Origin of the sequence: Vibrio sp. MACH09, assembly GCF_033238805.1 — a bacterium.
Taxonomy (GTDB): domain Bacteria; phylum Pseudomonadota; class Gammaproteobacteria; order Enterobacterales; family Vibrionaceae; genus Vibrio.
In genome coordinates this window covers 827,187-852,987 of record NZ_BSFZ01000001.1, presented here as the reverse complement: position 1 = coordinate 852,987, position 25,801 = coordinate 827,187, and the positions used below count along the sequence as shown (strand labels likewise).

Annotated in this window: 26 protein-coding genes; 16 read left to right on the top strand and 10 right to left on the bottom strand. The window is 41.5% G+C overall.

Annotated features, from left to right (window positions below; translation table 11 throughout):
• Positions 1-218: 218 nt before the first annotated feature.
• From CHJ_RS03920 to CHJ_RS03900, 5 genes are all read left to right on the top strand, one after another.
• Positions 219-1,136: a TIGR01777 family oxidoreductase gene (locus CHJ_RS03920; RefSeq protein ID WP_317916924.1), complete on the top strand. Its 918-nt coding sequence runs from the start codon at positions 219-221 to the stop codon at positions 1,134-1,136.
• Between the two features lie 164 nt (positions 1,137-1,300).
• The gene (locus CHJ_RS03915) at positions 1,301-2,131 is read left to right on the top strand and encodes an SDR family oxidoreductase (protein WP_317916923.1); all 831 of its coding nucleotides are present in this window, start codon (positions 1,301-1,303) and stop codon (positions 2,129-2,131) included.
• A gap of 519 nt (positions 2,132-2,650) precedes the next feature.
• The gene (locus CHJ_RS03910; protein ID WP_317916922.1) at positions 2,651-3,505 is read left to right on the top strand and encodes a co-chaperone YbbN; all 855 of its coding nucleotides are present in this window, start codon (positions 2,651-2,653) and stop codon (positions 3,503-3,505) included.
• A 169-nt stretch (positions 3,506-3,674) separates the two neighbouring features.
• A complete protein-coding gene (locus tag CHJ_RS03905; protein WP_171754246.1) occupies positions 3,675-4,604 on the top strand; it encodes an SPFH domain-containing protein in 930 nt (309 codons plus the stop codon).
• Positions 4,601-5,059, top strand: a complete 459-nt coding sequence (locus tag CHJ_RS03900; protein ID WP_317916921.1) for an NfeD family protein — start codon at positions 4,601-4,603, stop codon at positions 5,057-5,059. The genes CHJ_RS03905 and CHJ_RS03900 overlap by 4 nt, the downstream gene beginning before the upstream one ends.
• Positions 5,060-5,118: 59 nt before the next feature.
• On the opposite strand, the gene cueR is transcribed toward CHJ_RS03900, so the two are convergent.
• From cueR to zipA, 3 genes are all read right to left on the bottom strand, one after another.
• A complete protein-coding gene (gene cueR, locus CHJ_RS03895) occupies positions 5,119-5,514 on the bottom strand; it encodes a Cu(I)-responsive transcriptional regulator (RefSeq protein ID WP_317916920.1) in 396 nt (131 codons plus the stop codon).
• Positions 5,515-5,597: 83 nt separating this feature from the next.
• Positions 5,598-7,610, bottom strand: a complete 2,013-nt coding sequence (gene ligA / locus CHJ_RS03890; RefSeq protein WP_317916919.1) for an NAD-dependent DNA ligase LigA — start codon at positions 7,608-7,610, stop codon at positions 5,598-5,600.
• Between the two features lie 56 nt (positions 7,611-7,666).
• The gene (gene zipA, locus CHJ_RS03885) at positions 7,667-8,626 is read right to left on the bottom strand and encodes a cell division protein ZipA (protein ID WP_171754242.1); all 960 of its coding nucleotides are present in this window, start codon (positions 8,624-8,626) and stop codon (positions 7,667-7,669) included.
• Between the two features lie 288 nt (positions 8,627-8,914).
• Here zipA and cysZ point away from each other — a divergent pair, with 288 nt between their 5' ends.
• From cysZ to crr, 5 genes are all read left to right on the top strand, one after another.
• Positions 8,915-9,643, top strand: coding sequence for a sulfate transporter CysZ (gene cysZ / locus CHJ_RS03880; RefSeq protein ID WP_317916918.1), 729 nt, complete (start codon positions 8,915-8,917; stop codon positions 9,641-9,643).
• Between the two features lie 168 nt (positions 9,644-9,811).
• On the top strand, positions 9,812-10,780 hold the full coding sequence (gene cysK / locus CHJ_RS03875) for a cysteine synthase A (RefSeq protein WP_171754240.1): 969 nt from the start codon (positions 9,812-9,814) through the stop codon (positions 10,778-10,780).
• Between the two features lie 299 nt (positions 10,781-11,079).
• On the top strand, positions 11,080-11,337 hold the full coding sequence (locus CHJ_RS03870; RefSeq protein ID WP_171754239.1) for an HPr family phosphocarrier protein: 258 nt from the start codon (positions 11,080-11,082) through the stop codon (positions 11,335-11,337).
• A 144-nt stretch (positions 11,338-11,481) separates the two neighbouring features.
• Positions 11,482-13,209 carry a phosphoenolpyruvate-protein phosphotransferase PtsI gene (ptsI, locus tag CHJ_RS03865; protein ID WP_171754238.1) on the top strand — a complete coding sequence of 576 codons (1,728 nt, stop codon included), beginning with the start codon at positions 11,482-11,484 and terminating at the stop codon, positions 13,207-13,209.
• Positions 13,210-13,247: 38 nt separating this feature from the next.
• On the top strand, positions 13,248-13,757 hold the full coding sequence (crr, locus tag CHJ_RS03860; RefSeq protein ID WP_171754237.1) for a PTS glucose transporter subunit IIA: 510 nt from the start codon (positions 13,248-13,250) through the stop codon (positions 13,755-13,757).
• A gap of 224 nt (positions 13,758-13,981) precedes the next feature.
• Here the strand turns inward: crr and CHJ_RS03855 are convergent, their stop codons facing one another.
• The 4 genes from CHJ_RS03855 to CHJ_RS03840 all read right to left on the bottom strand — a co-directional run bounded on the left by CHJ_RS03855 (position 13,982) and on the right by CHJ_RS03840 (position 18,149).
• Positions 13,982-15,112, bottom strand: a complete 1,131-nt coding sequence (locus CHJ_RS03855; protein ID WP_317916917.1) for a flagellin — start codon at positions 15,110-15,112, stop codon at positions 13,982-13,984.
• Positions 15,113-15,382: 270 nt separating this feature from the next.
• The gene (locus CHJ_RS03850) at positions 15,383-16,519 is read right to left on the bottom strand and encodes a flagellin (RefSeq protein ID WP_171753173.1); all 1,137 of its coding nucleotides are present in this window, start codon (positions 16,517-16,519) and stop codon (positions 15,383-15,385) included.
• Between the two features lie 177 nt (positions 16,520-16,696).
• On the bottom strand, positions 16,697-17,596 hold the full coding sequence (locus tag CHJ_RS03845) for a Dyp-type peroxidase (RefSeq protein WP_317916916.1): 900 nt from the start codon (positions 17,594-17,596) through the stop codon (positions 16,697-16,699).
• 94 nt (positions 17,597-17,690) lie between these two features.
• Positions 17,691-18,149, bottom strand: a complete 459-nt coding sequence (locus CHJ_RS03840) for a DUF2919 domain-containing protein (RefSeq protein WP_317916915.1) — start codon at positions 18,147-18,149, stop codon at positions 17,691-17,693.
• Between the two features lie 278 nt (positions 18,150-18,427).
• Here CHJ_RS03840 and CHJ_RS03835 point away from each other — a divergent pair, with 278 nt between their 5' ends.
• On the top strand, positions 18,428-18,778 hold the full coding sequence (locus tag CHJ_RS03835) for a DUF2956 domain-containing protein (RefSeq protein WP_171753170.1): 351 nt from the start codon (positions 18,428-18,430) through the stop codon (positions 18,776-18,778).
• Positions 18,779-18,847: 69 nt separating this feature from the next.
• On the opposite strand, the gene CHJ_RS03830 is transcribed toward CHJ_RS03835, so the two are convergent.
• Positions 18,848-19,135 (bottom strand): helix-turn-helix domain-containing protein, encoded by a 288-nt coding sequence (locus tag CHJ_RS03830; RefSeq protein ID WP_171753169.1) that lies wholly within the window; start codon positions 19,133-19,135, stop codon positions 18,848-18,850.
• Positions 19,136-19,320: 185 nt separating this feature from the next.
• Between CHJ_RS03830 and CHJ_RS03825 the strand changes: the two genes are divergently transcribed.
• The 5 genes from CHJ_RS03825 (at position 19,321) to CHJ_RS03805 (ending at position 23,735) form a co-directional block, all read left to right on the top strand.
• Positions 19,321-19,668, top strand: a complete 348-nt coding sequence (locus tag CHJ_RS03825) for an ArsC family reductase (RefSeq protein ID WP_171753168.1) — start codon at positions 19,321-19,323, stop codon at positions 19,666-19,668.
• 14 nt (positions 19,669-19,682) lie between these two features.
• Positions 19,683-20,819 carry a succinyl-diaminopimelate desuccinylase gene (gene dapE / locus CHJ_RS03820; protein ID WP_171753167.1) on the top strand — a complete coding sequence of 379 codons (1,137 nt, stop codon included), beginning with the start codon at positions 19,683-19,685 and terminating at the stop codon, positions 20,817-20,819.
• Positions 20,816-21,496 (top strand): M15 family metallopeptidase, encoded by a 681-nt coding sequence (locus CHJ_RS03815; protein WP_317916914.1) that lies wholly within the window; start codon positions 20,816-20,818, stop codon positions 21,494-21,496. Before dapE ends, CHJ_RS03815 begins: the two co-directional genes overlap by 4 nt.
• Entirely contained in the window at positions 21,496-21,678 is a 183-nt protein-coding gene (locus tag CHJ_RS03810) for a DUF2897 family protein (protein ID WP_171753165.1), read from the top strand. Before CHJ_RS03815 ends, CHJ_RS03810 begins: the two co-directional genes overlap by 1 nt.
• A gap of 146 nt (positions 21,679-21,824) precedes the next feature.
• Positions 21,825-23,735: a methyl-accepting chemotaxis protein gene (locus tag CHJ_RS03805; protein WP_317916913.1), complete on the top strand. Its 1,911-nt coding sequence runs from the start codon at positions 21,825-21,827 to the stop codon at positions 23,733-23,735.
• Positions 23,736-23,773: 38 nt separating this feature from the next.
• Here CHJ_RS03805 and bamC read toward each other — a convergent pair whose 3' ends face one another.
• Positions 23,774-24,796, bottom strand: coding sequence for an outer membrane protein assembly factor BamC (bamC, locus tag CHJ_RS03800; RefSeq protein WP_317916912.1), 1,023 nt, complete (start codon positions 24,794-24,796; stop codon positions 23,774-23,776).
• A gap of 58 nt (positions 24,797-24,854) precedes the next feature.
• Positions 24,855-25,733 carry a 4-hydroxy-tetrahydrodipicolinate synthase gene (dapA, locus tag CHJ_RS03795; protein WP_171753163.1) on the bottom strand — a complete coding sequence of 293 codons (879 nt, stop codon included), beginning with the start codon at positions 25,731-25,733 and terminating at the stop codon, positions 24,855-24,857.
• Between the last annotated feature and the right edge of the window lie 68 nt (positions 25,734-25,801).

Here is a 25,801-nt window from a genome sequence, read left to right as displayed (position 1 = left end):
CCTTCTTTAAAGACATGGCTTTTTTACAAAAATGAGAGATTTACCGTTTTTTCTTAACATATCAAGGCTAATGGTTAGAGATCGCTCTTTGGCAGAAGAAAAACCGATCAAACAAAATGATCATCCACCATTATCGAGTTTTGACATTATCCCAATAGTTACTCAAACTACTCACTACCTTGCAAAGTTTATCAATAGAGTCAACGACAGGAGGTTGTATGCAAATTCTGCTAACCGGAGGAACCGGTTTTATTGGCAGTGAGCTAGTAAAATATTTAGCCACCCATCAGATAGTTCTGCTCACTAGAAATATAGAACACGCTAAAACAAAACTGTATCACGCTGATTTAAGAAACATTACCTACATAGACTCTCTCGATAACTATCAAGACTTTAACCAGTTTGACGCCATTATTAACTTAGCTGGTGAACCAATTGCAGGCAAACGCTGGGGAAAAAAGCAAAAAAAAATCATCTGTCAAAGCCGCTGGCAAGTTACCGAGAAATTAGTGGAGTTGGTCCATGCCAGTACTGAACCTCCTGAAGTATTTATTAGCGGCTCAGCCGTCGGCTATTACGGTGATCAACAACATCACCCTTTTGATGAATCATTGCATGTTTACCATGAAGGTTTTACCCATCATGTCTGCTCATCATGGGAAGCTATTGCCAACAAAGCGGAGTCTGAACAGACCCGCGTATGCATATTGAGAACAGGTCTAGTACTTGGTCAGCAAGGAGGAGCTCTTAAAATGATGGCGCCTTCATTTAAATTAGGCTTTGGCTCTATCCTAGGAAATGGCCAACAATATATGCCATGGATTCACATACAAGATATGGTTAGAGCTATCGTCTATTTACTAGAAACAAAACATGCAAAAGGCTGTTTCAATTTTAATGCCCCTCACCCAGTGACCAACAAACACTTTAGTAAAACATTGGCCAATTCCCTTCACCGTCCACTCTTTTTATCGACACCTAAATGGCTATTAAATGCCATTATGGGCGAGTCCAGTTGCTTGCTATTTGACAGCATACGCTCCAAACCAAAACGGTTAACCGAGCTGGGATTTAGATTTAACTACTCACGTATTGAACCTGCCCTGGGAAATATATTTAACCTCAAGTCAGAATAGGTAAGAAAAACCTGTATTTTCAATTGGTAAGGTATATATTGCTTGTTATGGCCAGTTAAGGGAAAAGCAGATCGAAATCAAATGATGCTGCTTGCAAAGCCTTGGTTATGAACCGTTACACTCATGCAATACCGGCATCTTGAGGTTACTTAGGTAAACAGATTATGACGTCTAAAACGATACTTATTACTGGTTGTTCCACTGGCATTGGTTATACCTGTGCTCATGCTCTGCAGAGCAAAGGCTACAATGTCATTGCATCATGCCGCACTCTCAAAGATGTGAAGCGATTACAAAATGAAGGGTTAACCTGTATTCAGCTCGATTTAGCCTGTAGTAGAAGTATCTCTGACGCCGTCGATAAAACGATGACTCTATGTGATGGAAAGCTATACGCACTATTTAACAATGGAGCCTATGGTCAAGCTGGCGCCTTAGAAGATCTCCCGACTAAAGCTTTAAGAGAACAGTTCGAAAGCAACTTCTTTGGCTGGCATCAGTTGGTGTGTGAAATATTACCTTACATGCGGATACAAAAAGAGGGGCGAATCATCCAAAACAGTTCTGTACTGGGATTCGCGGCAATGAAATACAGAGGCGCATACAACGCGTCTAAATTTGCACTTGAAGGCTGGACGGATACTCTTCGATTGGAGCTTCATGATACTAATATCAAAATTTCCCTTATCCAGCCGGGGCCGATAGAAACCCAATTCCGCGCCAATGCCCTGAAAAAGTTTAATCAATGGATCACCATTGAAGGAAGCCCTCATCAAAACCAGTATCAGCAGCAAATTACTCGCTTAGCAAAAGAGAGTTCTAACAACCAATTTGTGCTGCCAGCTGACGCCATTGTCGCACCACTACTCGATGCTTTAGAGTCAAAAAAACCCAAAATACGCTACCCGGTGACCACCCCAACCAAACTTTTTGCCATTTTACGCCGTATACTGCCAACACGTTGGCTCGATGCAATTTTACGCAAAGCTGCGTAAAACTTTATACCATGAAATAGCACGGTAAAGATTATCTATCGTTCATCCTATTTGAGGCCTTTCTGTTTATAAGCTTCAGCTCAATATGAATAACTCTAAACACGCTTATTCTTCCGGGCTGAGGTTTATTACACATTGTCATAAAATCGTCATACATTGTATATACAATTACAAAACTATCATTAGCGTAGTGTTTTTTAGTATTTTTGGCGAGCGGAAGATCACATGACATTAAATCAACTTAACTGGATTGGCGTAGGCTTAGCGCTGTTATTTATCTTATCTCTATAATCATAGTTGCAAGCCAAAGCCCCTCAACCTCCACGACTTACCTCTGATAAATCACACCTCATCAAGCTGTTATTGTGTCAAACCTTGATTCTTGGCCTATTCACCCATATCTATACTTAAGTAATCTCAAGAAGCTTGTTCAGCGAGAATTTATTGGCTTCTGATCAAGACACTGATTTGAAGGTCACTTGAGTATAATAAAAAACCAATTTAGTTAAGGATTAAACAATGCAGTCTGAGCTTATTGTGGAGCTAAATGAACAAAACTTCCGTCAAACGTTAGAGCAGTCCGTCCAAAAACCAGTATTAATTCATTTTTGGGCACCTATGAGTCCAGAAAGTGCAGAGATTATTCCTCAGCTACAAAACCTAACCCAGCAATACAAAGGTGCTTTTACCCTAGCGCTTCTAAACTGTGAACAGCAACAAGCCATTGCTGGGCAATTTGGTGTTCAAGCTCTGCCTACCATCGCTCTATTTGTTAATGGTCAACCCGTTGATGGCCTTGGTGGACCTCAATCTATTGAAGCAATCACTGCAATGTTGTCAAAACACTTGCCAAGTCAAGATGAGTTAGCCGTACAAGAAGCACAAGAGCTGATTCAAGCAGGTCAACATAAAGAAGCACTCGATATATTAGCGGCATTGCCTGACGAGCTAAAAGGTAAAGGCGACATCAAACTGTTCATGAGTGACTGTTTATTAGCGACACAACAATTCGAACAAGCGAAAGAGATACTGCAACATATACCGTTAGAGTATCAAGACAACTATTACAAAAGTCTTATCGCTAAACTGGACCTTCATGAACAAGCAGCTGATAGCCCGGAAATTCAGGCACTAGAGGCACGATTACAAAAAGATGTACACGACGTTGCTACCGCATTGGAACTAGCGCTTCAATACCATCAAGTGAATCGTAGCGAAGAAGCACTTCGCTTGATATGGGCTTACTTAAGCAAAGATTTAAATGCCTTAGATGGTGAAGTCAAAAAGTCCTTTATGGATATTCTTTCTGCTTTGGGCCAAGGTAACCCTGTCGCATCTAAATTTCGTCGACAACTGTACTCCCTTCTCTACTAAGTAAAACTGTAGTACCGATCGAAAATTTTATAGTGGGCGGCTATCTGCCCACTAATTCTCTGCCTATAATAGCCAATAACATATCCTACTTAACTTCAGACTCAAAAGCTGTCACTCTCTATAGAACTACCTATTCGCGTATTTTTAATGATTATTACAAGGACACAGTATGGCTATCGACATTCTAATTACTATTGGTATTTTAATATTTGTTGTGGTGGCATTTATTGCCGCTGGTGTAAAAACAGTTCCGCAAGGTAACAACTGGACAATCGAACGCTTCGGTCGATACACCCACACATTAAAGCCAGGTTTAAATCTAATTATTCCTTTTATTGATAGAGTCGGCTCCAAGATCAGTATGATGGAGCGAGTGTTAGATATTCCGGCACAAGAAGTGATTTCTAAAGATAATGCTAACGTCACCATTGATGCGGTCTGTTTTGTGCAGGTTGTTGATGCCGCGAAAGCCGCCTATGAAGTGAATGATCTTGAACACGCTATTCGCAACCTAACCTTAACCAACATTCGTACTGTATTAGGCTCTATGGAGCTAGATGAGATGCTCAGTCAACGTGACATGATAAATATAAAGCTCCTCTCTATTGTGGACGAAGCGACTAATCCTTGGGGAGTTAAGGTCACCCGTATCGAAATTAAAGATGTACAACCACCCGCAGATTTAACCGCAGCAATGAACGCTCAAATGAAAGCAGAGCGTAATAAACGTGCAGATGTTCTTGAAGCTGAAGGGGTTAGACAAGCAGAAATCCTCAAGGCAGAAGGACATAAGCAGTCTGAAATCCTAAGAGCCGAAGGCGAAAAGCAAGCGGCAATATTACAAGCAGAAGCGCGTGAACGTGCAGCAGAAGCCGAAGCAAAAGCGACAGAAATGGTGTCTAATGCCATTGCTCAAGGTGATATGCAAGCGGTAAACTACTTTATCGCCCAAGGCTATACCGACGCAATTAAGTCTATTGGTCAGGCTGAAAATGGTAAAATTATTATGCTGCCACTAGAAGCCACCGGACTGATGGGATCAGTCGCTGGAATTGCCGAAATGTTTAAGCAAAGCTCAGATAAAAAGGATAACTCTTGATTGAATTATTAGAACAAGTAAATCATTGGCACTGGATAGCCTTTGGTCTAATTCTACTGCTTGGTGAACTGCTTGGTACCGCAGGTTATTTCTTATGGCTAGGTATCTCAGCCATACTGGTTGGTCTATTGGTGATGGCGTTACCTTTAAGCTGGCAGATGCAATGGGTATCATTTGCCTCCTTTTCTCTTGTTTCTACCTGGGGTTGGTGGCGCTATCAATTTAGCAAAGACAAGAGTTCAGATAATCAGCGAACGCTAAACCAGAAACAGCATCAACTCATTGGTCAAACTACTCGTTTAGATGAAGCCGTATTGCGGGGAAACTGCCGCATTCGGTTAGGTGATACAACATGGTCAGCCAGATGCCACCAAGATATTCCCGCGGGTACAATGGTGGTCATCACTGCAGTTGATGGCATTATTGTTACGATTGAGCCAGAAAACACAAATTAACCACCGTTCTAGAAAAACTCTTTAATGAGAGAGGCACAAAGTCGTTATTTGTGCCTCTTTTATTTCTGTTCAGAGACAAGAGCATCAATGATTGGACAATCGGCATTATCATTGCCGGGACAGGTATCAACCCATTGCTCCAACTGCTGCTTAATCTCTGTTAATTCAGCCAGTTTTTTATTCACTTCGACTAGCTTTTGCTGCGCTTTTCGCTTCACCTCGGCACTGGTTCTCATTGGGTTGTTAGCTAAGCCAACCAGAGCTTTGCACTCATCCAAAGTAAAACCAACGCGTTTTGCTCTTGCGATAATAAGCAGTTCCTCAATATGCTTATCAGTATAAGTACGATAACCATTGCTTGACCTTAACGGAGAAGAAATAAGCCCCTTATCTTCATAAAGACGAATAGATTTCGCTGACAGTTGAGTCAAAGCGGAGACTTGGCTTATATTCATAGTCGTATTTACCTCCAACCGAATAAAAATAAAGCACCTAGTCAGGTGCTTTACTCAATATACTAAAAACTGCTCTCTTTTTGCTAATTAATTAAGTCCACCAGATCCTGCTCATTTTTAATCTCTATGCCTAACTCCTGCGCCTTCGCCAGCTTTGATCCTGCTGCTTCTCCGGCAAAAAGAATGTCTGTTTTTTTAGAAACACTGCCCGTTACTTTAGCGCCCAATGCTTGTAACGCTGCTTTGGCATCATTGCGGTTTAGCTGAGATAAGCTTCCCGTTAATACCACCACTTTACCCGCTAAAGGTTGCGGTGCATCCTCTGCCAGCGTCGCGACTTCCGGCCAATGAACCCCTTTTTCCAATAGTTGTTCAATAACCGTTCTATTGGTCGACTGTTCGAAAAAGTGAACAATATGATTTGCCACAATTTCTCCCACATCACTCACCTTAAGCAAGGCGTCATGTGATGCCGACTGCACCGCGGGTAACGATTTAAAATGCATGGCTAAGTTAAGCGCAGTCGCCTCACCCACCTCACGAATGCCGAGGGAATACAAAAACTTGGCCAGTGTTGTTTGCTTTGATTTCTCCAGCGCATCAACCACATTCTGTGCCGACTTAGGCCCCATTCTCTCCAGCACTGTTAACACTCCAGCGGATAATGAAAACAGATCTGCCGGGGTTTCTACCATTTCACGATCAACAAGCTGTTCTATTACTTTGTCACCCAACCCATCAACATCCAGTGCCTTTCTAGAGACAAAGTGCTTCAATGCCTCTTTACGCTGTGCTTGGCATACCAAGCCTCCTGTACACCTTGCCACTGCCTCTCCGGTAATTCGTTCGACACTAGATTGACATACTGGGCACTGTTCAGGAAAAACAATCTCTTCGGCCTCTTCAGGGCGTCTCTCGTTAACAACAGAGACGATCTGAGGAATAACGTCACCAGCACGGCGAATAATCACAGTGTCACCAATCATTACCCCCAATCGCGCTATCTCGTCGGCGTTATGTAAGGTTGCATTGCTTACCGTTACTCCACCAACAAATACCGGTTCCAACTTCGCGACAGGAGTGATCGCACCGGTACGACCAACTTGGAACTCAACATCATTTAATTTGGTTAGCTCTTCTTGAGCTGGAAATTTATAAGCAATAGCCCAACGAGGTGCTCTGGCAACAAAACCTAACTGCTGTTGAAGAGCGATATCATCCACTTTTATCACGACACCATCAATTTCGTACTGCAACTGATCTCTACGCTGCATAATGTCTTGATAGTACTCCTTCACTTGTTCAAGGCTCTCGAGGCGACGCGTTTCACCACACATAGGAAGTCCCCAACCTTTAAGCTGGACAAAACGTTGATAATGGCTGCTATCTAACTCTCTTCCCTGCACAATGCCTACACTGTAAGCATAAAAATCTAAAGGACGCTTAGCGGTAATTTTAGAATCTAACTGGCGTAAACTTCCTGCCGCGGCATTACGAGGGTTTACAAATACTTTCTCGCCCTTTTTTAATGCCTGTTCATTGAGAGCGTCGAAACCTGCCGATGGCATAAACACTTCGCCACGCACTTCAATTCTCGTCGGCCATCCAGTACCTTGCAGCTTTAGTGGAATCGATTTTATAGTTCTCACATTTTCAGTGATATTTTCACCTGTGGTTCCATCGCCGCGTGTCGCAGCCTGAACAAGTACTCCATCAACATAAAGTAAACTTACGGCTAAACCATCTAATTTAGGCTCACAGCAATACGCCATGACCTTTTGTCCCAACAGCCTGTCGTGAATTCTTTTCTCAAACGAATCCAGATCATCATCACTGAATGCATTATCAAGAGAGAGCATTGGCAGTTCGTGAGTGACCTGACTAAAGCCATCAAGAGGAACGCCACCGACTCGTTGACTTGGAGAATCAACAGAGATGAGCTGCGGATGTTGCGCTTCAATACTCAACAACTCTTTCATCAATCGGTCGTATTCTGCATCCGGAATAGTAGGATTATCTTCTACGTAATATTTAACGCCATGTTCATGCAGAGTTTGCTTAAGTTGCTCGAGTCTTTTTTCTATCGGCTGAGACATAATGGTTGTTACTTCCTAATCATTAAAAAAGGGCTCCGATGGGAACCCTTTAGCATTTAACTATTGTGGGCATTTTTATTAGCATCAAAATCTCTAACTTGGCTACGATATGTCGCAAGCCTATCAGGCGTTAATAGATTTCGTTGGTCATCCAATACATTAGCACCGAGATCGTCGGCAATTTGCTGAGCCGTTTTTAGCATCAGTTTGAAGTTTTGATCCGCTTCACCAAAGCACGGCAAAGTCATAAAGAATGAGATCCCTTTAGTGGTAAAGGTGGCAGGATCGTCGTGCTGAAGCGTACCCGGTTGCATCATATTTGCAACGCTAAACAGCACTTTTCCATTACCCGACAAATCCGCATGGCGATGATATATATCCATCTCACCATAAATCAAACCATTTTGCTGCATGCTGTCGAATAATTTACTGCCGACAAATGGCGCTTCTCCAGAACAATGAACATGCAATACAATAACTTGCATTTCTGGCTCTGCTTCTACTTCATCTTCTACTTGAACATCACTCTCAGAGCCCGTGACTTCTTCTTCACCATTATCAGCGGTTAATGTCACTTTTGGCGTTGGAGTCAAAGATACCTTCCGAGGTTTAGAAATAAACTCTACATCACCATCCGAGAATATAATGTCATCTTCCTTGATAGCGTCATCAACATCTCCAAGCGTCACCGAAGGTAATGGAGCATCATCTTCAAAGTGAGTCTTCTTGGTAGAAAGCGGCTCTATAACATCTGATTCAATACTGGCCGACAAAGGATCAAGCGGGTCATGCTCAAATGACCTTTCAACACCAAACGCAGAATCTTTACTGGTTTTCTTAATCACTACAAAATCATCATTCGCTGTTAAGCTATTTTCCGTCATATCATCGTCTTTAAGCGACTCAGCTGAAAACTTACTGCTTTTCTCTTTCTTACTGGTCCATAAACCATGAAATAACAGTGCCGCAATGGCTAACGCCCCAACAACAATGAGTACTAATCGCAATTCCTGCATTCTTCACTCTCGACTTAACATGGTGATATTGCTACACCAGTTTTATAAATAATGGGTTATTGTGGATACTTTACCAAAAGTCAGCAAAGTTTTTGAACTAATTAATTAAAGATGTTGCTACTAGCTTGTGACAATTACCACGGTTTTTCTCTTTTTCTTTGGATTTACAAAGCATTTATACTCAAGTAACCTCAAAATGCACCTTAAAGTCACTTGAGTATTCTCACTTCTTGTGACCGATAGCTGTCTATATAGATAGAAAAAATTAATTTCATAAGAGAGTTTACTATGACGCAATCTGGCTTTGGCTACTTCTTTCAAGGATTTAAATTAGCGACGACGCCTGGAATACGTCGATTTGTTCTTTTTCCTCTATTAGCCAATATTGTTCTGGTAGGCAGCGCGCTGTTTTATCTTTTCTCCAATATGAATGAGTGGATTACCAACTGGATGAGTTATGTTCCAACTTGGTTAGATTGGCTCTCATACCTCATTTGGCCAATTGTAACTATTACCATACTAGGCACCTTTTCCTACTTTTTTAGCACCATTGCTAACTTTATTGCCGCACCGTTTAACGGCCTGCTAGCGGAAAAGGTAGAAGAAAAACTGTGTGGCAAACCAGACTCAAACCAAAGTCTCCTCAGCGTACTAAAAGACACACCAAGAATTTTGCTAAGGGAATTACAAAAAATTAAATATTTTCTTCCCAAGGCCATTGGCCTGTTTCTGCTGTTACTCATTCCCGCATTAGGCCAAACAGTCGCGCCTATACTTTGGTTTATTTTTTCGGCATGGGTATTAGCCATACAGTACTGCGACTATCCTTTTGATAATCATAAAGTACCCTTTCAATCCATGCGAAATGATTTAAAACAAAATCAGAGTAAAGCATATGGGTTTGGTATGTTAGTTGCCTTCTTTACCGCTATCCCGATTATAAATCTATTTATTATGCCGGTCGCTGTATGCGGCGCGACCGCGATGTGGGTAGGCGAGTTTAAAGACAAGCATTAATAGAAGTCGGGGTATCAAAACAGTCCGTTTAATACCCCAATCTTAATAACCTGTAATCACTTGTTAGTGATACAAATTAATATCATATAACTTTTTCATCTTTCTCATTTTTTCAAAGCAGCATATTCTTCTAAACATATCCCGTGTAATGAATGAAGGAACATAGTCATGAGTAAAATATTCGAAGATAACACCCTAACGATTGGTCAAACTCCTCTCGTTCGTTTAAATCGCGTTAGCAATGGCAACGTATTGGCCAAAATTGAGTCTCGTAACCCGAGCTTTAGTGTAAAAGACCGTATCGGTGCCAATATGGTTTGGGAAGCGGAAAAATCAGGCAAACTAAAAGCCGGTGTAGAAATAGTTGAACCAACAAGTGGTAATACTGGTATTGCACTCGCGTTTGTTGCTGCTGCTCGCGGTTACAAACTAACACTAACCATGCCTGAGTCGATGAGCCTTGAGCGCCGTAAGTTACTTAAAGCCCTTGGCGCAAACCTAGAGCTAACTGAAGCTGCGAAAGGCATGAAAGGAGCCATTGCAAAAGCAGAAGAAATTGTTGCTAGCAATCCTGAAAAATACCTATTACTTCAGCAATTTAATAACCCTGCTAACCCTGCTGTTCACGAACAGACAACGGGACCTGAGATCTGGGATGCGACCGATGGCGAAGTCGATGTCATTATTGCTGGCGTCGGTACAGGCGGAACAATCACGGGAACCAGCCGATTCATTAAGGGAGAAAAAGGCAAAGCCATTACTTCTGTAGCGGTTGAACCTGCTGAGTCTCCGGTTATTGCACAAGTACTGGCTGGTGATGACATTCAACCTGCTCCACACAAAATTCAAGGCATCGGTGCTGGCTTCATTCCTGAGAACCTTGATCTTGAATTACTAGACCGAGTTGAGTCTGTTACTTCAGATGAAGCCATCGAAATGGCGCGTCGATTAATGGAAGAAGAAGGCATTTTAGCCGGAATTTCCTCTGGAGCAGCGGTTGTGGCGGCAAATCGTATTGCTGAGTTGCCCGAGTTCAAAGGTAAAACAATTGTTACAATTTTACCTAGTTCAGGTGAGCGATATCTAAGTACAGCACTATTCTCCGGCTTATTTACAGAAAAAGAGAATCAGCAATAATTCTTTAACATTAATGTGTTCAAATCAAAATTTGACCAAAAAAAGCCCCATTAAGGGGCTTTTTTTATTGATCCTTGCCCAGCCTTTGGTAATATCACCTTAGTTTTATTTCTAGCATCAAAATAAAACATATGAGCTAGTTTAGAATTCTGCCATTTGTTCATTCATGGGACGAGTGGTTAAAAATAAATCAGTCATGTTTGCTTGGTTAAAGCGGTAGGAAAACACCACCAAATAACCGTTGTTATTCAATACTGACTAAAATACATACAAAATATAAATCAATTGGGGTATATCACATGTATCAGAAGCAAGTAGAAATCACTGCAGAAAATGGTCTTCACACTCGTCCAGCAGCTCAGTTTGTTAAAGAAGCTAAGTCATTCGACGCAGACATCACTGTAACGTCAAATGGCAAAAGCGCTAGCGCTAAAAGCCTTTTCAAATTGCAAACGCTTGGCCTAGTTAAAGGCACAGTTGTTACTATTTCAGCAGAAGGCGCTCAAGCTCAAAAAGCTGTTGATCACTTAGTTGCTCTAATGGACACATTAGACTAAGTCATCAGAAATTAATTCACATAGGCCATTTTTCTCCTTGATTAAATGGCCTATGTTGGATATTTCGCACCATCTCAGCTAATACTTAGTTAGCAACCATCTCTTTTATTTCTCAGAAACACTTGACCAATTTAAGGTAAAGCTATGATTTCAGGCATTCTAGCATCTCCAGGTATTGCATTCGGCAAGGCACTACTACTTCAGGAAGATGAAATCGTCCTCAACACACATTCAATCTCAGACGACCAAATTGATACAGAAGTACAGCGATTTTACGACGCTCGTGATAAATCGGCTCGTCAACTGGAAGTCATTAAACAAAAAGCTCTTGAAACCTTTGGCGAAGAAAAAGAAGCCATTTTCGAAGGGCATATAATGTTGCTGGAAGACGAAGAGCTAGAAGAAGAGATTTTAGCCCTAGTCAAAAATGATAAAATGCATGTCGATAACGCAATTCATACCGTTATTGAAGAGCAAGCAACCGCATTAGAATCATTGGATGATGAATACTTAAAAGAACGCGCTACCGATATTCGTGATATTGGTACTCGTTTTGTAAAGAATGCTCTAGGAATCAACATTGTCTCTTTAAGCGATATTGACGAAGAAGTGATACTTGTTGCTTACGATTTAACGCCATCAGAAACAGCGCAAATCAACCTAGACTACGTTTTAGGCTTTGCATGTGATATTGGTGGACGTACGTCTCATACCTCGATTATGGCTCGTTCTTTGGAACTTCCCGCAATCGTTGGCACAAACGATATCACTAAACAAGTTAAGAACGGTGACACCATTATTCTTGACGCAATGAACAACAAAATCATTGTGTCACCAACAGATGCTCAATTGGCCGAAGCACAGCAAGTGCGCGATCAATTTATTGCAGATAAGTTAGAGCTCGCCAAATTAAAAGATTTACCGGCTATCACTCTTGATGAACATAGAGTGGAAGTGTGTGGCAATATTGGTACCGTTAAAGATTGTGACGGAATCTTGCGTAACGGTGGAGAAGGCGTTGGCCTTTATCGTACCGAGTTCCTATTTATGGACCGCACGTCACTACCAACTGAAGAAGAACAGTACCAAGCCTATAAAGAAGTTGCGGAAGCAATGAGTGGCGAAGCCGTTATCATCCGAACAATGGATATTGGTGGTGATAAAGACTTACCTTACTTAGATTTACCAAAAGAGATGAACCCATTCCTAGGATGGCGTGCGGTTCGCATTAGCTTAGATCGTCGTGAAATTTTACGTGACCAACTTCGTGGAATCTTACGTGCATCTGCCCATGGTAAGTTACGCATTATGTTCCCAATGATTATTTCAGTCGAAGAGATTCGCGAACTGAAAGGAGCAATTGAAGAGTATAAAGCTGAGTTACGTGCTGAAAACCTTGATTTTGATGAGGAAATTGAGATTGGTGTAATGGTAGAAACACCAGCAGCTGCGGCAATTGCGCACCATCTAGCAAAAGAAGTTTCCTTCTTTAGTATTGGTACTAACGATTTAACCCAGTATACTCTAGCAGTTGACCGAGGAAATGAGCTGATTTCTCATCTGTACAACCCGTTATCACCTGCGGTACTAACCGTGATCAAGCAAGTGATAGATGCCTCTCACAAAGAAGGTAAATGGACTGGAATGTGTGGTGAGTTAGCAGGTGATGAACGTGCAACACTTCTTCTTCTAGGCATGGGCCTAGATGAGTTTAGTATGAGTGGCATTTCTATACCGAGTATTAAAAAGGTAATTAGGAACGCTAACTTCGCAGAAGTCAAAGTAATGGCGGATGAAGCCCTTGCAATGGCAACGGCTGCAGAAATTGAAGCTCATGTAGAAAAATTTATCGCAGAAAAATCAAACTGCTAATATAATTAACAGAATTATTAAATGTTTAGGAGCACGACATGGGTCTGTTTGACAAACTTAAGAAACTAGTATCAGACGACGGCGCTGACGCAGGGGCTATTGAAATTATCGCACCACTTTCCGGTGAGATTGTTAACATTGAAGATGTGCCAGATGTTGTCTTCGCAGAAAAAATCGTTGGTGACGGCATTGCGATCAAACCCTCTGGTGACAAAATGGTCGCTCCAGTTAACGGTACTATCGGCAAAATCTTTGAAACCAACCACGCTTTCTCTATCGAATCTGAAGATGGCGTAGAGTTGTTCGTTCACTTTGGTATCGACACTGTTGAGTTAAAAGGTGAAGGTTTCACTCGTATTGCTGAAGAAGGTCAAGCAGTAAAAGTAGGTGATACTGTTATTGAATTTGATCTTGCTTTCCTTCAAGAGAATGCAAAGTCAACGCTAACTCCTGTTGTTATCTCTAATATGGACGAAATCAAAGAGCTTAATAAGCTTGCTGGTTCTGTTACCGTTAGCGAAACTCCGGTACTACGCGTAACTAAATAACATTAGTTTAAGCTATATAAAAGCCCGCTAAGAGCACACTTAGCGGGCTTTTTCATATCTACACAGTCCGTTGCCTATCGTTCGCATTAGTAGCTGCAACGTTTAATCACAGGCTGAATACGACAGCTATAGCAACATTACCGAGACAAAAAATAAAACCCCAACATCTCTGTCAGGGTTTATCATTCTCTTCGCGACTCTATCTAGCGAATAACCAAATTCAGTTAGCCTAGTAAGCTTAGTGCTGTATTTGGTGCTTGTTTTGCTTGAGCAAGTACAGAAGTAGATGCTTGTTGCAAAATTTGTGACTTAGTCATAGACGTTGTTTCTTTCGCAAAGTCAGTATCTTTGATTCGGCTCTTAGACGCATTCACATTTTCGTTGATGTTATCTAAGTTGTTGATTGCACTATCAAAGCGGTTCTGGAATGCACCTAGCTCTGCACGGTGACTATCCACATACTTCATCGCTGCATCGACAATCGCTACTGCTTCTTGTGCTCCACCTACGCTACGAACATCAATGGTGTCTACCGATACTGATGTTGGGCCACTCATTCCAAGCTCACCCGCTAGGCTTCCACCAAAGGTCACATTACCTTCAACTGAGTTGTTACCTGCGAATACTTGAAGGTTGCCGCTTTCATCTACTGACGCACTGACTAGGTCTTGTTGACCATTGATGTAAGTTGCTAGCTCTTCAATATCGTCACCTTCTTTCGCATCAATAGTGATTTCGCGAGCCGCACCAAACTGGTCAGTAACACCAATTGTTAGCTGTGCATCTTTCGATACTTCCCAGTTCTTATCAATTTCGCCCGTTGCTTGATACGTTGAGCCACCCATTAGACGGTTGTCTGAACGCATGTCTTTTAGCTCAAGCATTACGGCTTCACCGTTATCCGCACCGATTTGGAACGATTTAGTACCGTGAGTACCGTTAAGTAGCTTGTTACCACCAAAAGACGTGGTTTCAGCGATACGGTTTAACTCATCGTTCAGTGCACCAATCTCTTCTTGAATCGCCACACGCTCTTCTGATGAGTTAGAGCCATTTGATGATTGTAGAGATAGGTCACGCATACGTTGCAGAATATTGGTGGTTTCGTTCATTGCACCTTCTGCGGTTTGTGCGATAGAGATGCCATCGTTAGCATTTCGTACTGCAACATCAAGACCACGGCTTTGTGCATTCAAACGGTTAGAGATTTGAAGACCCGCTGCGTCGTCTTTTGCGCTGTTGATTTTGAAACCTGAAGATAGACGTTCCATTGACCCATTAAGGTCGTTTGCTGCGTTATTCAAATGACGTTGTGCTGTCATTGCCGCTACGTTTGTATTTACATTAACTGCCATGGTGATTTCTCCAATTGATTTTCCGTTATTGCGTTTTCCAATATTCTGGAAAACCAAATAGTTTTTCTAAGTTAATTCTATTAACGGCTAACAATAGAAATTCTTTAGGAAAAATTTGGATAACTTTATAGAAATAGTACTTTGAGAGGGAAAATGTGAATAAGGCGATAAAAACAGTAATTTCTTAAAAAAAAGACTAAAGTTTCGATTTATGCTGCCGATGAACGCCGTCTAGCTTTATCACCGTCATGATATGCTGACTCTTCCCGGCTAATTTGCCAGTAACGTCAACGCTAAATTTGGTGCTTGCTTAGCTTGCGCTAAAACGGTTGTACTGACTTGCTGCAAAATTTGTTGACGGATCAACTTAGTGGTCTCTTTAGCAAAATCAGTATCTTTTATTCTACTGTTAGAGCTGGCTAGGTTTTCATTTATGTTTTCAAGGTTATTTATCGCATGACCAAATCTATTTTGATAAGCACCAAGCTCTGATCTATGACTATCAACAAACTTCATTGCGCCATCAATTAACGCAACCGCACGTTGAGAGCCTCCTACCGTCGTTAAATCTAAATCACTAATGGTTTCAAATACCGGCCCTGACATTTCGAGCTCTTGAGCGAGGCTACCTGCAAAGTTAACCGCCCCACCCGTTTGATTACCAGCCATAACGATTTGCAATTGACCTGTTTCATTTACCGACGCAGAGACCTTATCTGTTTGGCCATTAATGTAGGTAGCCAGCTCTTCGATATCATCACCAGCTTTTGCCTTAATATGAATATTCTCCTGTTTACCCTGCTCATTGGCAAAGCTCATAATAAACATATTTTGACCCGACTTAACTTGCCAATCTTTATCTGCCATCCCGTTTGCAACATAACTTAACGCTCCCATATCAAGAGAGTCTGTTCGCATGTTTTTCAAAGAGATTTGCATCGCCTCGCCTGAAGAGGCTCCTATTTGAAATGACGCTTTAGCAAAATTACCATTTAAGAGTTTCTTACCACCAAACGATGTCGTTTCAGCAATACGATTTAACTCATCTTCTAATGCCGATACTTCTTGTTGGATCGCTACTCGCTCTGATCGACTGTTTGAGCCATTTGAGGATTGTAGGGAGAGGTCTCGCATTCGTTGCAATATATTGGTTGTCTCATTCATTGCGCCTTCTGCAGTCTGCACGATAGAAATACCATCATTGGCATTTCGAATCGCCACATCTAAACCGCGCATCTGAGACTCTAATCGGTTGGAGATTTGCAACCCAGCAGCATCATCCTTAGCACTGTTAATACGGCTTCCCGAAGACAAACGCTCTAAAGACTGGTTCAACTGATGCGTTGCCAGACCTAAGTGTCGTTGTGCCGTCAATGCGGAAACATTGGTATTTACGGTAACAGCCATAGCCCTACTTGATGAAGTTATACCAACCTATACAAGCGCTTGATCATTCTGATCCATTGCTCATCCAGAGAGGTCGTTAATAAATGGGTTTACGACATGATATCGACAGCTAGCTATATTTCTTTAGAAAAAAGAGAGCAATATTGCTCTCTTTTCGAAGGGGGAATAATGAAACGACTATACCGATAAGGATTGAAGCATCTGCTGAGAAGGCGCGAAGAAATACGCACCCGTCACGGCTTTAGTATAATTTAGCAGGTGATCCGGCTTACCATCGAGTTCACCATACATGCTCAACAACATGGTCTCGATATTATGTAAAGTGTTGCAGTAAGCTAAGAACAACAGGCCATGTTCTCCTGTGGCCGTACCATATGGCAGGCTATGACGAACGATCTTTAATCCTTTACCCTGTTCTTTGATATCCACGCGGCCAACATGAGACTGAGCAGGCACATCATCAAGTTCGATAGAGTCGGGTTTTGTGCGTCCAATTACCTTCTCTTGCTGTGCTACAGAAAGCTGGTTCCATGCTGGTAAATTATGAACAAATCGCTGAGCCAGCACATAGCTACCACCGGCAAACTCTCCCTCAGCAATTATTGCCACCTCTTCTCTTTGGCTGCCTTCAGGGTTTTCTGTACCATCAACAAAGTCCGTCATATCTCGAGAGTCTAAATAGCGATACCCATAGGTTTCATCTACAACATCGATATATTCTGCCACTTCCGATAACAGCTTGCGAATGAGGTAAAAATGCAAATCATGACGAGTAGAGTGACAATGCAATAGCACATCAACATCACTACAAGGTGCCACTACATCGCCAGATCCAAGAGTTTTAAATGGAATCAGCTCATCAGGTACACTTTGATTGGTTTTACTCCAAAATTCATGACTAAATGCAATTGCAGCGGTTAAATCCGCCTCAGGCTGCTTTTGATTTAACTCATCAACTAGGGCAGGAACTTTCTTTAGAGCATCAACAACTCGCTGAGGCTCTGATGTAATTTTAAATTGGACATAAAGTGCAAAAGGCCCAGCTTCTGGAACAATTGCAGACTGAAAACACGACATAGTTTACTTCTCCGATTTTGCACTATTTTAGTTGTAGAAAATAACGACCATAAAACTCTACAACAATCTAAACACGATTGTCCCCATTATTACGTCAAATAATGTTTGGTGAACGAAAACAATCTCTTACCCTTCGGCTTTTGCTGATATAAATAAGCAACCACAGCAATAGCACTAATGTAGTAGCAAGCGGCCAGCTAAACTTTCCACTTAACAATACAACCTGCTGACCCGCCAATCCTAATTGCATGACAGTAAGCAGCAATGTCATCCATTGAGCATGGCTGATAAAGCGGCATACTCTTGGCCTATCTTGGTTTCGTAATCCCATCATCCAGATAAGCGCTAGCGCAGGAAAACCTATAGCCAGTCCAATATAAAACGTAGAGTGAATCGGATAAATGATCTCCAACAACTTCGTCCCTTCTTCCCGACTGGCTCCTGCAACAATAAACACCACCCACGCTTTAGCAAGAAACAACCAGCCTAACCACAACCAGACAGGGGGTTTCAAAAAACCTTGTTTATCATATTCATCAATTAAATAACGCACAAAAGCCTACACCAATTACATCAACCGCTTTAGCCATTCACAACACTCCAATCAAGGGGAAAACGCGCCAAACCTTTTCACTCCCGTACATCACCACAATTGTAAGCAGTCATTATGGTTAAGCGGCCATTAAATAACCTCGAAAAGGGGATGCCATTCCTTCGACTATCTTTCTTGAACTGAACCTATTGATACCGCTCTGAATCCTGCTCCTTGAGGTCACTTGAGTATATGTTAAGCTAACGCTAAGTTTATTTTCCAAAAAGATAGTCGCTGTTATGAAAGCAACAAAGAATAAAGTGTCACAAGAAACCCAAGCTGAATCAATGAAAATCGCCAAAGCAACACAACGTCCCGGACAAACCAAAGAGCAAACGAAAATAATTGCTCAAGGAATTGAAAAAGGCATCGCTCAATACAAGAAACAACAGAAAGAGAAAAGTCGACAAGCTGATAAGGCTAAGAAAAAAACACAGAAAGAAAAAATTATACAGGCTAAAACCGATTCAACTGCTGAAAACACACCAACAAACACCACTACCGAACAAAGCAAAGATAACTCCATGCTTCCTTGGATGTTACTACTCGTTAGCTGGATCGGATTTATCACTTATATTCAAGCGAGTTAGCGCTGACAAAAGGCTATCACCACAACGATAGCCTTTTAAAAAACCGATAAGCCGTTAGTACAGATATTGCTAGCTATGGAAACCAAGAGTCAAGGCTATTTCTCCCTTTCTCTCTACTACCCACTGGCTATCAAATGGTCCCCAATCAGACAAATGATAATAACCATCATTGTGTCGCCGTCCGTCTTGAATAAACATCAACTCAATACCTATACCCGGAAGCGCTTTTAACACATCTTGGATGGTACGGCGGGGCCAACCCGTCTCTTCTATAAGTTTAGGTACGTTTGGTCTTTCTAGATCTTCCACCAATAATGCCAGATATAAACGTCGGGCAAAAACAGGACTTAGCTCCATGACAGCTCCCATACAACATTGCGTCGGATAACATTATTTCGCTTTTTCTATGATTAATTTTGAGTTTGATCAATAACATGATAATTTTTCAATCCACATAGTATTTTTGTGCTGCAACGTCAGGTTTATTGCTATTGGACAAGTACTGATAAATACTCATAGACAATCTATAGAAAGGAATAGACATGCGCATTACCATGTATGGTATCCCGAATTGCGACACCATAAAGAAAGCCAAAAAGTGGCTAACGGAACAACAAGTTACCTTTGAGTTTCATGATTATAGAAAACAGGGAATCGATACCGAGCTAGTGACACTTTTTTGTCAACAGTTAGGATGGGAGAATGTGCTTAATAAACGTGGTACAACATACCGTCAGCTCACTCAAGATCAGAAAGATAATTTAAATGAGCAGAGTGCGCTATCTTTACTAGTGGATAACCCCGCCATGATTAAGCGACCGATATTACAGATAGATGACCAGTTTTATATCGGATTTAAAGCAGAACAATACCAAGCAATTTTTAGTTAAAAGGATTTTCAAGGATGAGTGATAGCCCAGTATTGGCGTTAGCAAAAGATTTAATTAGCCGTCAATCGGTAACTCCAGAAGATGCCGGCTGCCAAGTCGTCATGATTGAACGTTTAAAAGCTCTAGGATTTACAATAGAAGAGATGGTATTTGATGATACCACTAACTTTTGGGCTAGAAGAGGAGACACAGCACCGTTGTTTGCCTTTGCTGGCCACACAGATGTTGTCCCTGCAGGACCTCTAGAACAGTGGCACACGCCACCATTTGAACCGACAATAATTGATGGTCACCTACATGGCCGTGGAGCCGCGGACATGAAAGGCTCTCTGGCCTGTATGATCGTTGCGGTGGAACGATTCATTGAACAATACCCTGATCATACTGGCTCTATCGGTTTCTTGATCACTTCCGATGAAGAAGGCCCGTTTATTAATGGTACTGTCAAAGTCGTCGAAACTCTGATGGCACGTGGTGAAAACATCGATATGTGTATTGTCGGTGAGCCTTCCAGTACTCACGAAACCGGTGATGTTGTTAAGAATGGACGTAGAGGTTCCATCACTGGCGATATCACTATCAAAGGCACTCAAGGCCATGTTGCTTATCCTCATTTAGCCAGCAACCCTATTCACCTAGCACTGCCTGCGCTCGCCGAACTAGTCAATACTAAATGGGATGATGGTAATGCCTTCTTCCCGCCAACCAGCTTCCAGATCCCCAACCTATTTGCAGGGACAGGCGCTTCTAATGTCATTCCAGGAGAGTTTAAAGTTCAGTTTAATATGCGCTTTAGTACCGAGCTATGTAACGACGAGATAGTAAAACGTGTTCACTCTACGTTAGATTCCTATGGTCTCGACTATCGCTTGGACTGGACATTTAATGGTGACCCATTCCTAACCGATAATGGCCCTTTGTTGGACGCGGTGGTTGAGTCTATTGAGGAGATTAACCATAAAAAACCTCAACTGCTTACGACTGGCGGTACATCCGACGGCCGCTTTATAGCCCGAATGGAAGGGCAAGTTATAGAGCTGGGCCCAATTAATGCGACAATTCATAAGGTTAACGAATGTGTCAATATCGCTGATTTAGAGAAACTCACCGATATGTATCAAAAAACCCTAGAAAAACTGCTCACTAAATGACACCAGAGCAGCTAACAGGGCGCGTTGATACCCATCTACAACAGATTGATACTGGCTATCAATCTGTTGTGGTACACCACTCTATTATTGATGACGTGCAAGCTCTTGTTAAAGCGGCAACAGCAGAAGGTTTTCACCTTCACATTGCTAGCGGCTTTCGTGACTATCAACGACAGTCCTATATATGGAATCGCAAATACCAAGGTCTTACCCCAATTCTAGACTCAAATAGCCTTCCGTTAGAGGCTGAAAGACTAACCGCCAAAGAGAAAATTTACGCCATATTACGCTGGTCAGCGTTACCCGGAGCCAGTAGGCACCACTGGGGAACAGATTTTGATCTGTTTGCGAAAAACTGCCTTGCTAAAGATGAAACATTAAAGCTTGAACCTTGGGAGTATTTTGATGGGTCACAAAGCGCATTTTACCAATGGCTTATAAGTGAAGCAGGACGCTTTGGCTTTTTCTTTCCTTATGCCAAAGATCAAGGTGGCGTGGCCATTGAACCATGGCATATCAGCCACCGTCTGGTGAGTACACACTGTTTATCTCAGTTATCGTTAACAGATATTAGAGAGTGTTTAGATAAAGAACCTATTTTAGGGGCAGCTCATGTTTTACAACATTTAGAGCATATATACTCAAATTATATTAGTAATATAACCACGGAGATGTAATGGAATTTTTAACCAACCCTTGGGTAATCAGCATCGTCATTGTAAGTGTTGTTATTGGTAATATTGCCGCCTTAAAATACACCGCAAATATGAAATTTGGTAAAAGTCAGTCCGTTAAAGATATTGATAAGTTAACAAAGCAGACTGATGAAAATAACCAACAAAACACCCCTGATAAATAACATATACTGCTCTGCACTTCCCTGCTTATCAAGCACTCCCGTCATCTAACCGTCGCTATATTTTCAGACCTTTCTGAATTGTGCCAACATCTGAGCGCATGATAGCTTTCACCACATATATTGTAAGTTAATAGGTGAAATGAAATATGCGCATTAAAACTATGTTGTTCTCCGGGTTCTCACTTATCATTTTTTTATTGGGTATTATCTCTTACCAAGCGATAAGTTCATTTTCTTCTTTTACAGAAAATGTCATTAGTACAGAACATGTAAATAGCATGTCCATGGATATTAAAGAAACGAGAATCGCAGAGAAAAACTTAACCATTCGGTTGGATCAAGAATATATTGAAGACTTTAAAAGTAATATGGCTAAGCTTACCTCTGCCATAAATGTAGAGAAAGACAACATAGAGCCCACACGTTTTAACATGCTAATTGCCAATCTAAAAAAGTATGAAAACGTATTTCTAAACCGCTCTGAACTATTAATAGAAAAAGCGAGTTTATATGACAGCATTGTTGATGTTGCCCGAGAAATAGAGGTAGCCTCGGTAAAGATAAACCAAAAAGCGGTTGAGAGTGATGAAAATGATACGCTCTCAACCCTAGCTGATAAAGTTAGCGTCTTAATTAGTAACATCAGAGTTGATGAAAAAAACTATATGTTAAGAGCGGATTATTCCGATATAGAAGTAATAAAAGAGAACGTTGCTGAATTGCAAACCACACTTGTCGCGGTAGCCGAGATAGATTATAAGCTTGAGACATTGAGCCGTACTACACAAAATAAACTGGCACTCTATAGCAGCAAAATCAATAAGTTAGCCGAAGACGTTCAACAGTATAATAACTTGGAAAAAGAGATGCTCAAGTATGCTCGAGAAGCCGAAAGCTTACTAAACCAAGTTAACGATAGGAACAACGAAGAACTAGCGCAGTATGCCATGTCGGCAAAAACAACCATTATAATCATTGTCACTATAGGTACCCTTCTATCGCTATTGGTGGCATTTTATATATCGAATCGTATTAACCGTCCTCTTAATCAAATCGTATCTACCATAGATAAAGTGTCTAAAGGTCATTTCTATATCACAGCGGAAATAGACACTAAAGATGAGATTGGTGATATGTCCCGGGCATTAAACAGCCTATTAACCAAACTCCGAGAAGTCATCATTGCTATCAATGAAACATCGGTAAATGTTTCTTCCGCTTCAGAGGAGCTAACCTATGTTATGGGCACCTCTTCTGAAAATGCACAAAATGAACTGTCACAAATAGAACAGATATCAACCGCTATTACCGAATTATCTAGCACATCGCAAGAAGTCAGTAGTAACGCTGAGCATGCAGAGAAAGCAGCACAAGAAGCCATCGGTAATGTACAACAAGGGCATAAAAATCTTGATGATGCCGTTGCGCTGACTCAACACATCAACACATCGTTTCATGAGACGGCACAAATGGTTGAAGAGCTTAAACTCGACGCAGCCAATATTGGTGAAGTGACTAGCGTGATTAGCGCCATCTCAGACCAAACAAACTTATTAGCATTGAATGCCGCAATCGAAGCTGCTAGAGCAGGTGAAGCAGGAAGAGGGTTTGCAGTAGTAGCCGATGAAGTAAGAGAGCTGGCGGCAAAAACACAAAAATCAACAGAAAATATTCAACAAATCATTGCCAAACTGCAAGGGCAATCCGAACGAACCAGTAACAACGTAATGGAGAATGTTTCAGCTATTCAACAGTCGGTCGCTCTATCAGAAAAAGTGAAACTCTCTTTTGATGAAATCGTTAGCTCGGTGCAATCTATTGATGAAGTTAATACCCTTGTTGCTACTGCGTCTCAAGAGCAATTTAGCGTTACAAAAGGAATTTCAGAAAACACCACGTATACCTTCGATCTGGTTAATCAAAATGTCTCTTCGATTGAACAGACCCAGCAAGCCGCAACCGAGCTCGCACAGTTAGCCGAAGCACAAAAGGCCTCTCTAACATTCTTTAAATTAGAAGAAGAAGTCAGGGTGAGTGAAACAGATAACCTCAATTAATAAACAAACCCTCTCCCAGGCTAAGAGAGGGTTTATTATTATTTTTGCTTATCCAGAACCGCACCAATAACTGGCGCAATTGAATTAAGAACTTCTTCCGCTACAGGTTTACCAGAAGAATCCGTGATATTGATGGATGTACGGTTACCTAAGTCACCAAACAAAAACGTCAAAGAACGCTCATCTAACGACAACGGCTTGATACCAATAGACTGCCAAAACTCATCGTCAGGAGAGAAATAGAGTGCCTTAATGATCCCTTGAGACTGGTTACGCTCTTCAAGTTTAAAACCAATTTCAGGCAGCGTTTTAATCATTCGTTGCCAAAACACATTGTATTGAGCTCGAGCAATAATAACGGGTAAGCCACTTCTATCAGTACCCATACTAATAGGAATGCTCTTCACCAACTCTTCCGCTTTTCGTTGCGCTTCTTCACGCAACTTTTGATCGTATGTAGAGGTGATCATGTTGGTAAGAAAGATGTTGTATCTCTCTCTATTGGTTTTGCTTACTTCCGCTTTTTGACCATTCTCTTGCCATTCGATAAGCGCTATTTTAAACCCAAAACGGTTACTTTTCTCAAAACGCTCAATTCGATAGCGGCTACCGATCTCATACTCTTCATCATCAGAAACCCAAGTCAACCAATCGGTCTCTATGGCATTATCACTACTTTCCAGTAACGCAATGTCATTTTCCTGAGTCACTTCTAAAATGGTTTTCCAGATATTATCCACTTCATCTTCACGAAGTAACCACATTAAAACTTCGCCATTACTTATTTCTGAACGAGCACCAGGAATAAGTTCCAATATCTGCTGTGGAGGGCGAATATCTACCGATTGACCAACTGGACCATTAAAGTCACCCTCTGGTATTTGGTAGTTAGGATAGAACTCTCTTTTTGCATCAGGTAACACCACCCAAGGCTCAAAATCTGGCGTATTTAAATACTCAAAATCATCTCTCGCCTGACGTCTTTCCGTTGGGCTACCTGAACATGCGCTTAAAACAAGAACAGCCAGTGAGCTCATCACCAGCTGAGAAGAAAACTTCATTGCTACTCCTAATAAAACCGAGCGACAATTCCACTCGGTTAATTTCAATACTTATAATTTATATAAGGCCAGCTTCCGTTATTGTTTGTAAAACAAGTGGTTGTGCTTGTTCAGAAAGCTCTGTAAGCGGTAAACGCAAATGACCTTCTGAAATCAGCCCCATTTTATGGGCTGCCCACTTAACAGGAATCGGGCTTGATTCAACAAATAAATTTTTATGCAATGCCGCAAGACCATCGTCAATTGCTGCCGCTTCTTCAAATCGGCCTTCTTTAGCCAATTTAAATAAAGTGGCCATTTTCTCTGCAGCAATATTATTGCTTACTGAAATAACACCAGCACCACCTAAACGAACAAATTCTAATCCAGTTGCATCATCACCACTTAGTAAGACGAAATCTTCGCCACAAAGTTCACGATGAATGGCAACTCTTTCTAAATCGCCCGTAGCATCTTTCAATGCAACAATTTTATCTAGCTTAGCAAGACGTGCGACCGTTTCTGGTAATAGGTCTACCGCGGTTCGTCCCGGAACATTGTATAGGATAACAGGAACTTCACTTACTTCAGCAATGGCCTTGTAGTGCTGATATAGGCCTTCTTGGCTTGGTTTATTGTAATACGGAGTCACACTCAATACACCGTCAATACCTGAGTCATTTAACAAGCGACTAAATAGTACCGCTTCATGAGTCGCATTTGCCCCTGTTCCGGCAATAACCCACAGGCGACCAGCCGCATACTCAACCACCTTATTAACCACTTTTACATGTTCTTCAACAGTCAGTGTTGCCGACTCACCAGTTGTACCAACAGCAACGATGCCATCTGTACCAGCTTCCACATGAAATTCGACCAGCCTTTTTAAGCTATCATAATCCACTTCACCATCACTGCTAAATGGTGTTAATAACGCCACAATACTTCCTGAAAACATGTTTTTCTCCTTAATTTACGCTTTCTGAATAGTAATGCATGAAACTTAGAAAAGACAAGCGATTAAAG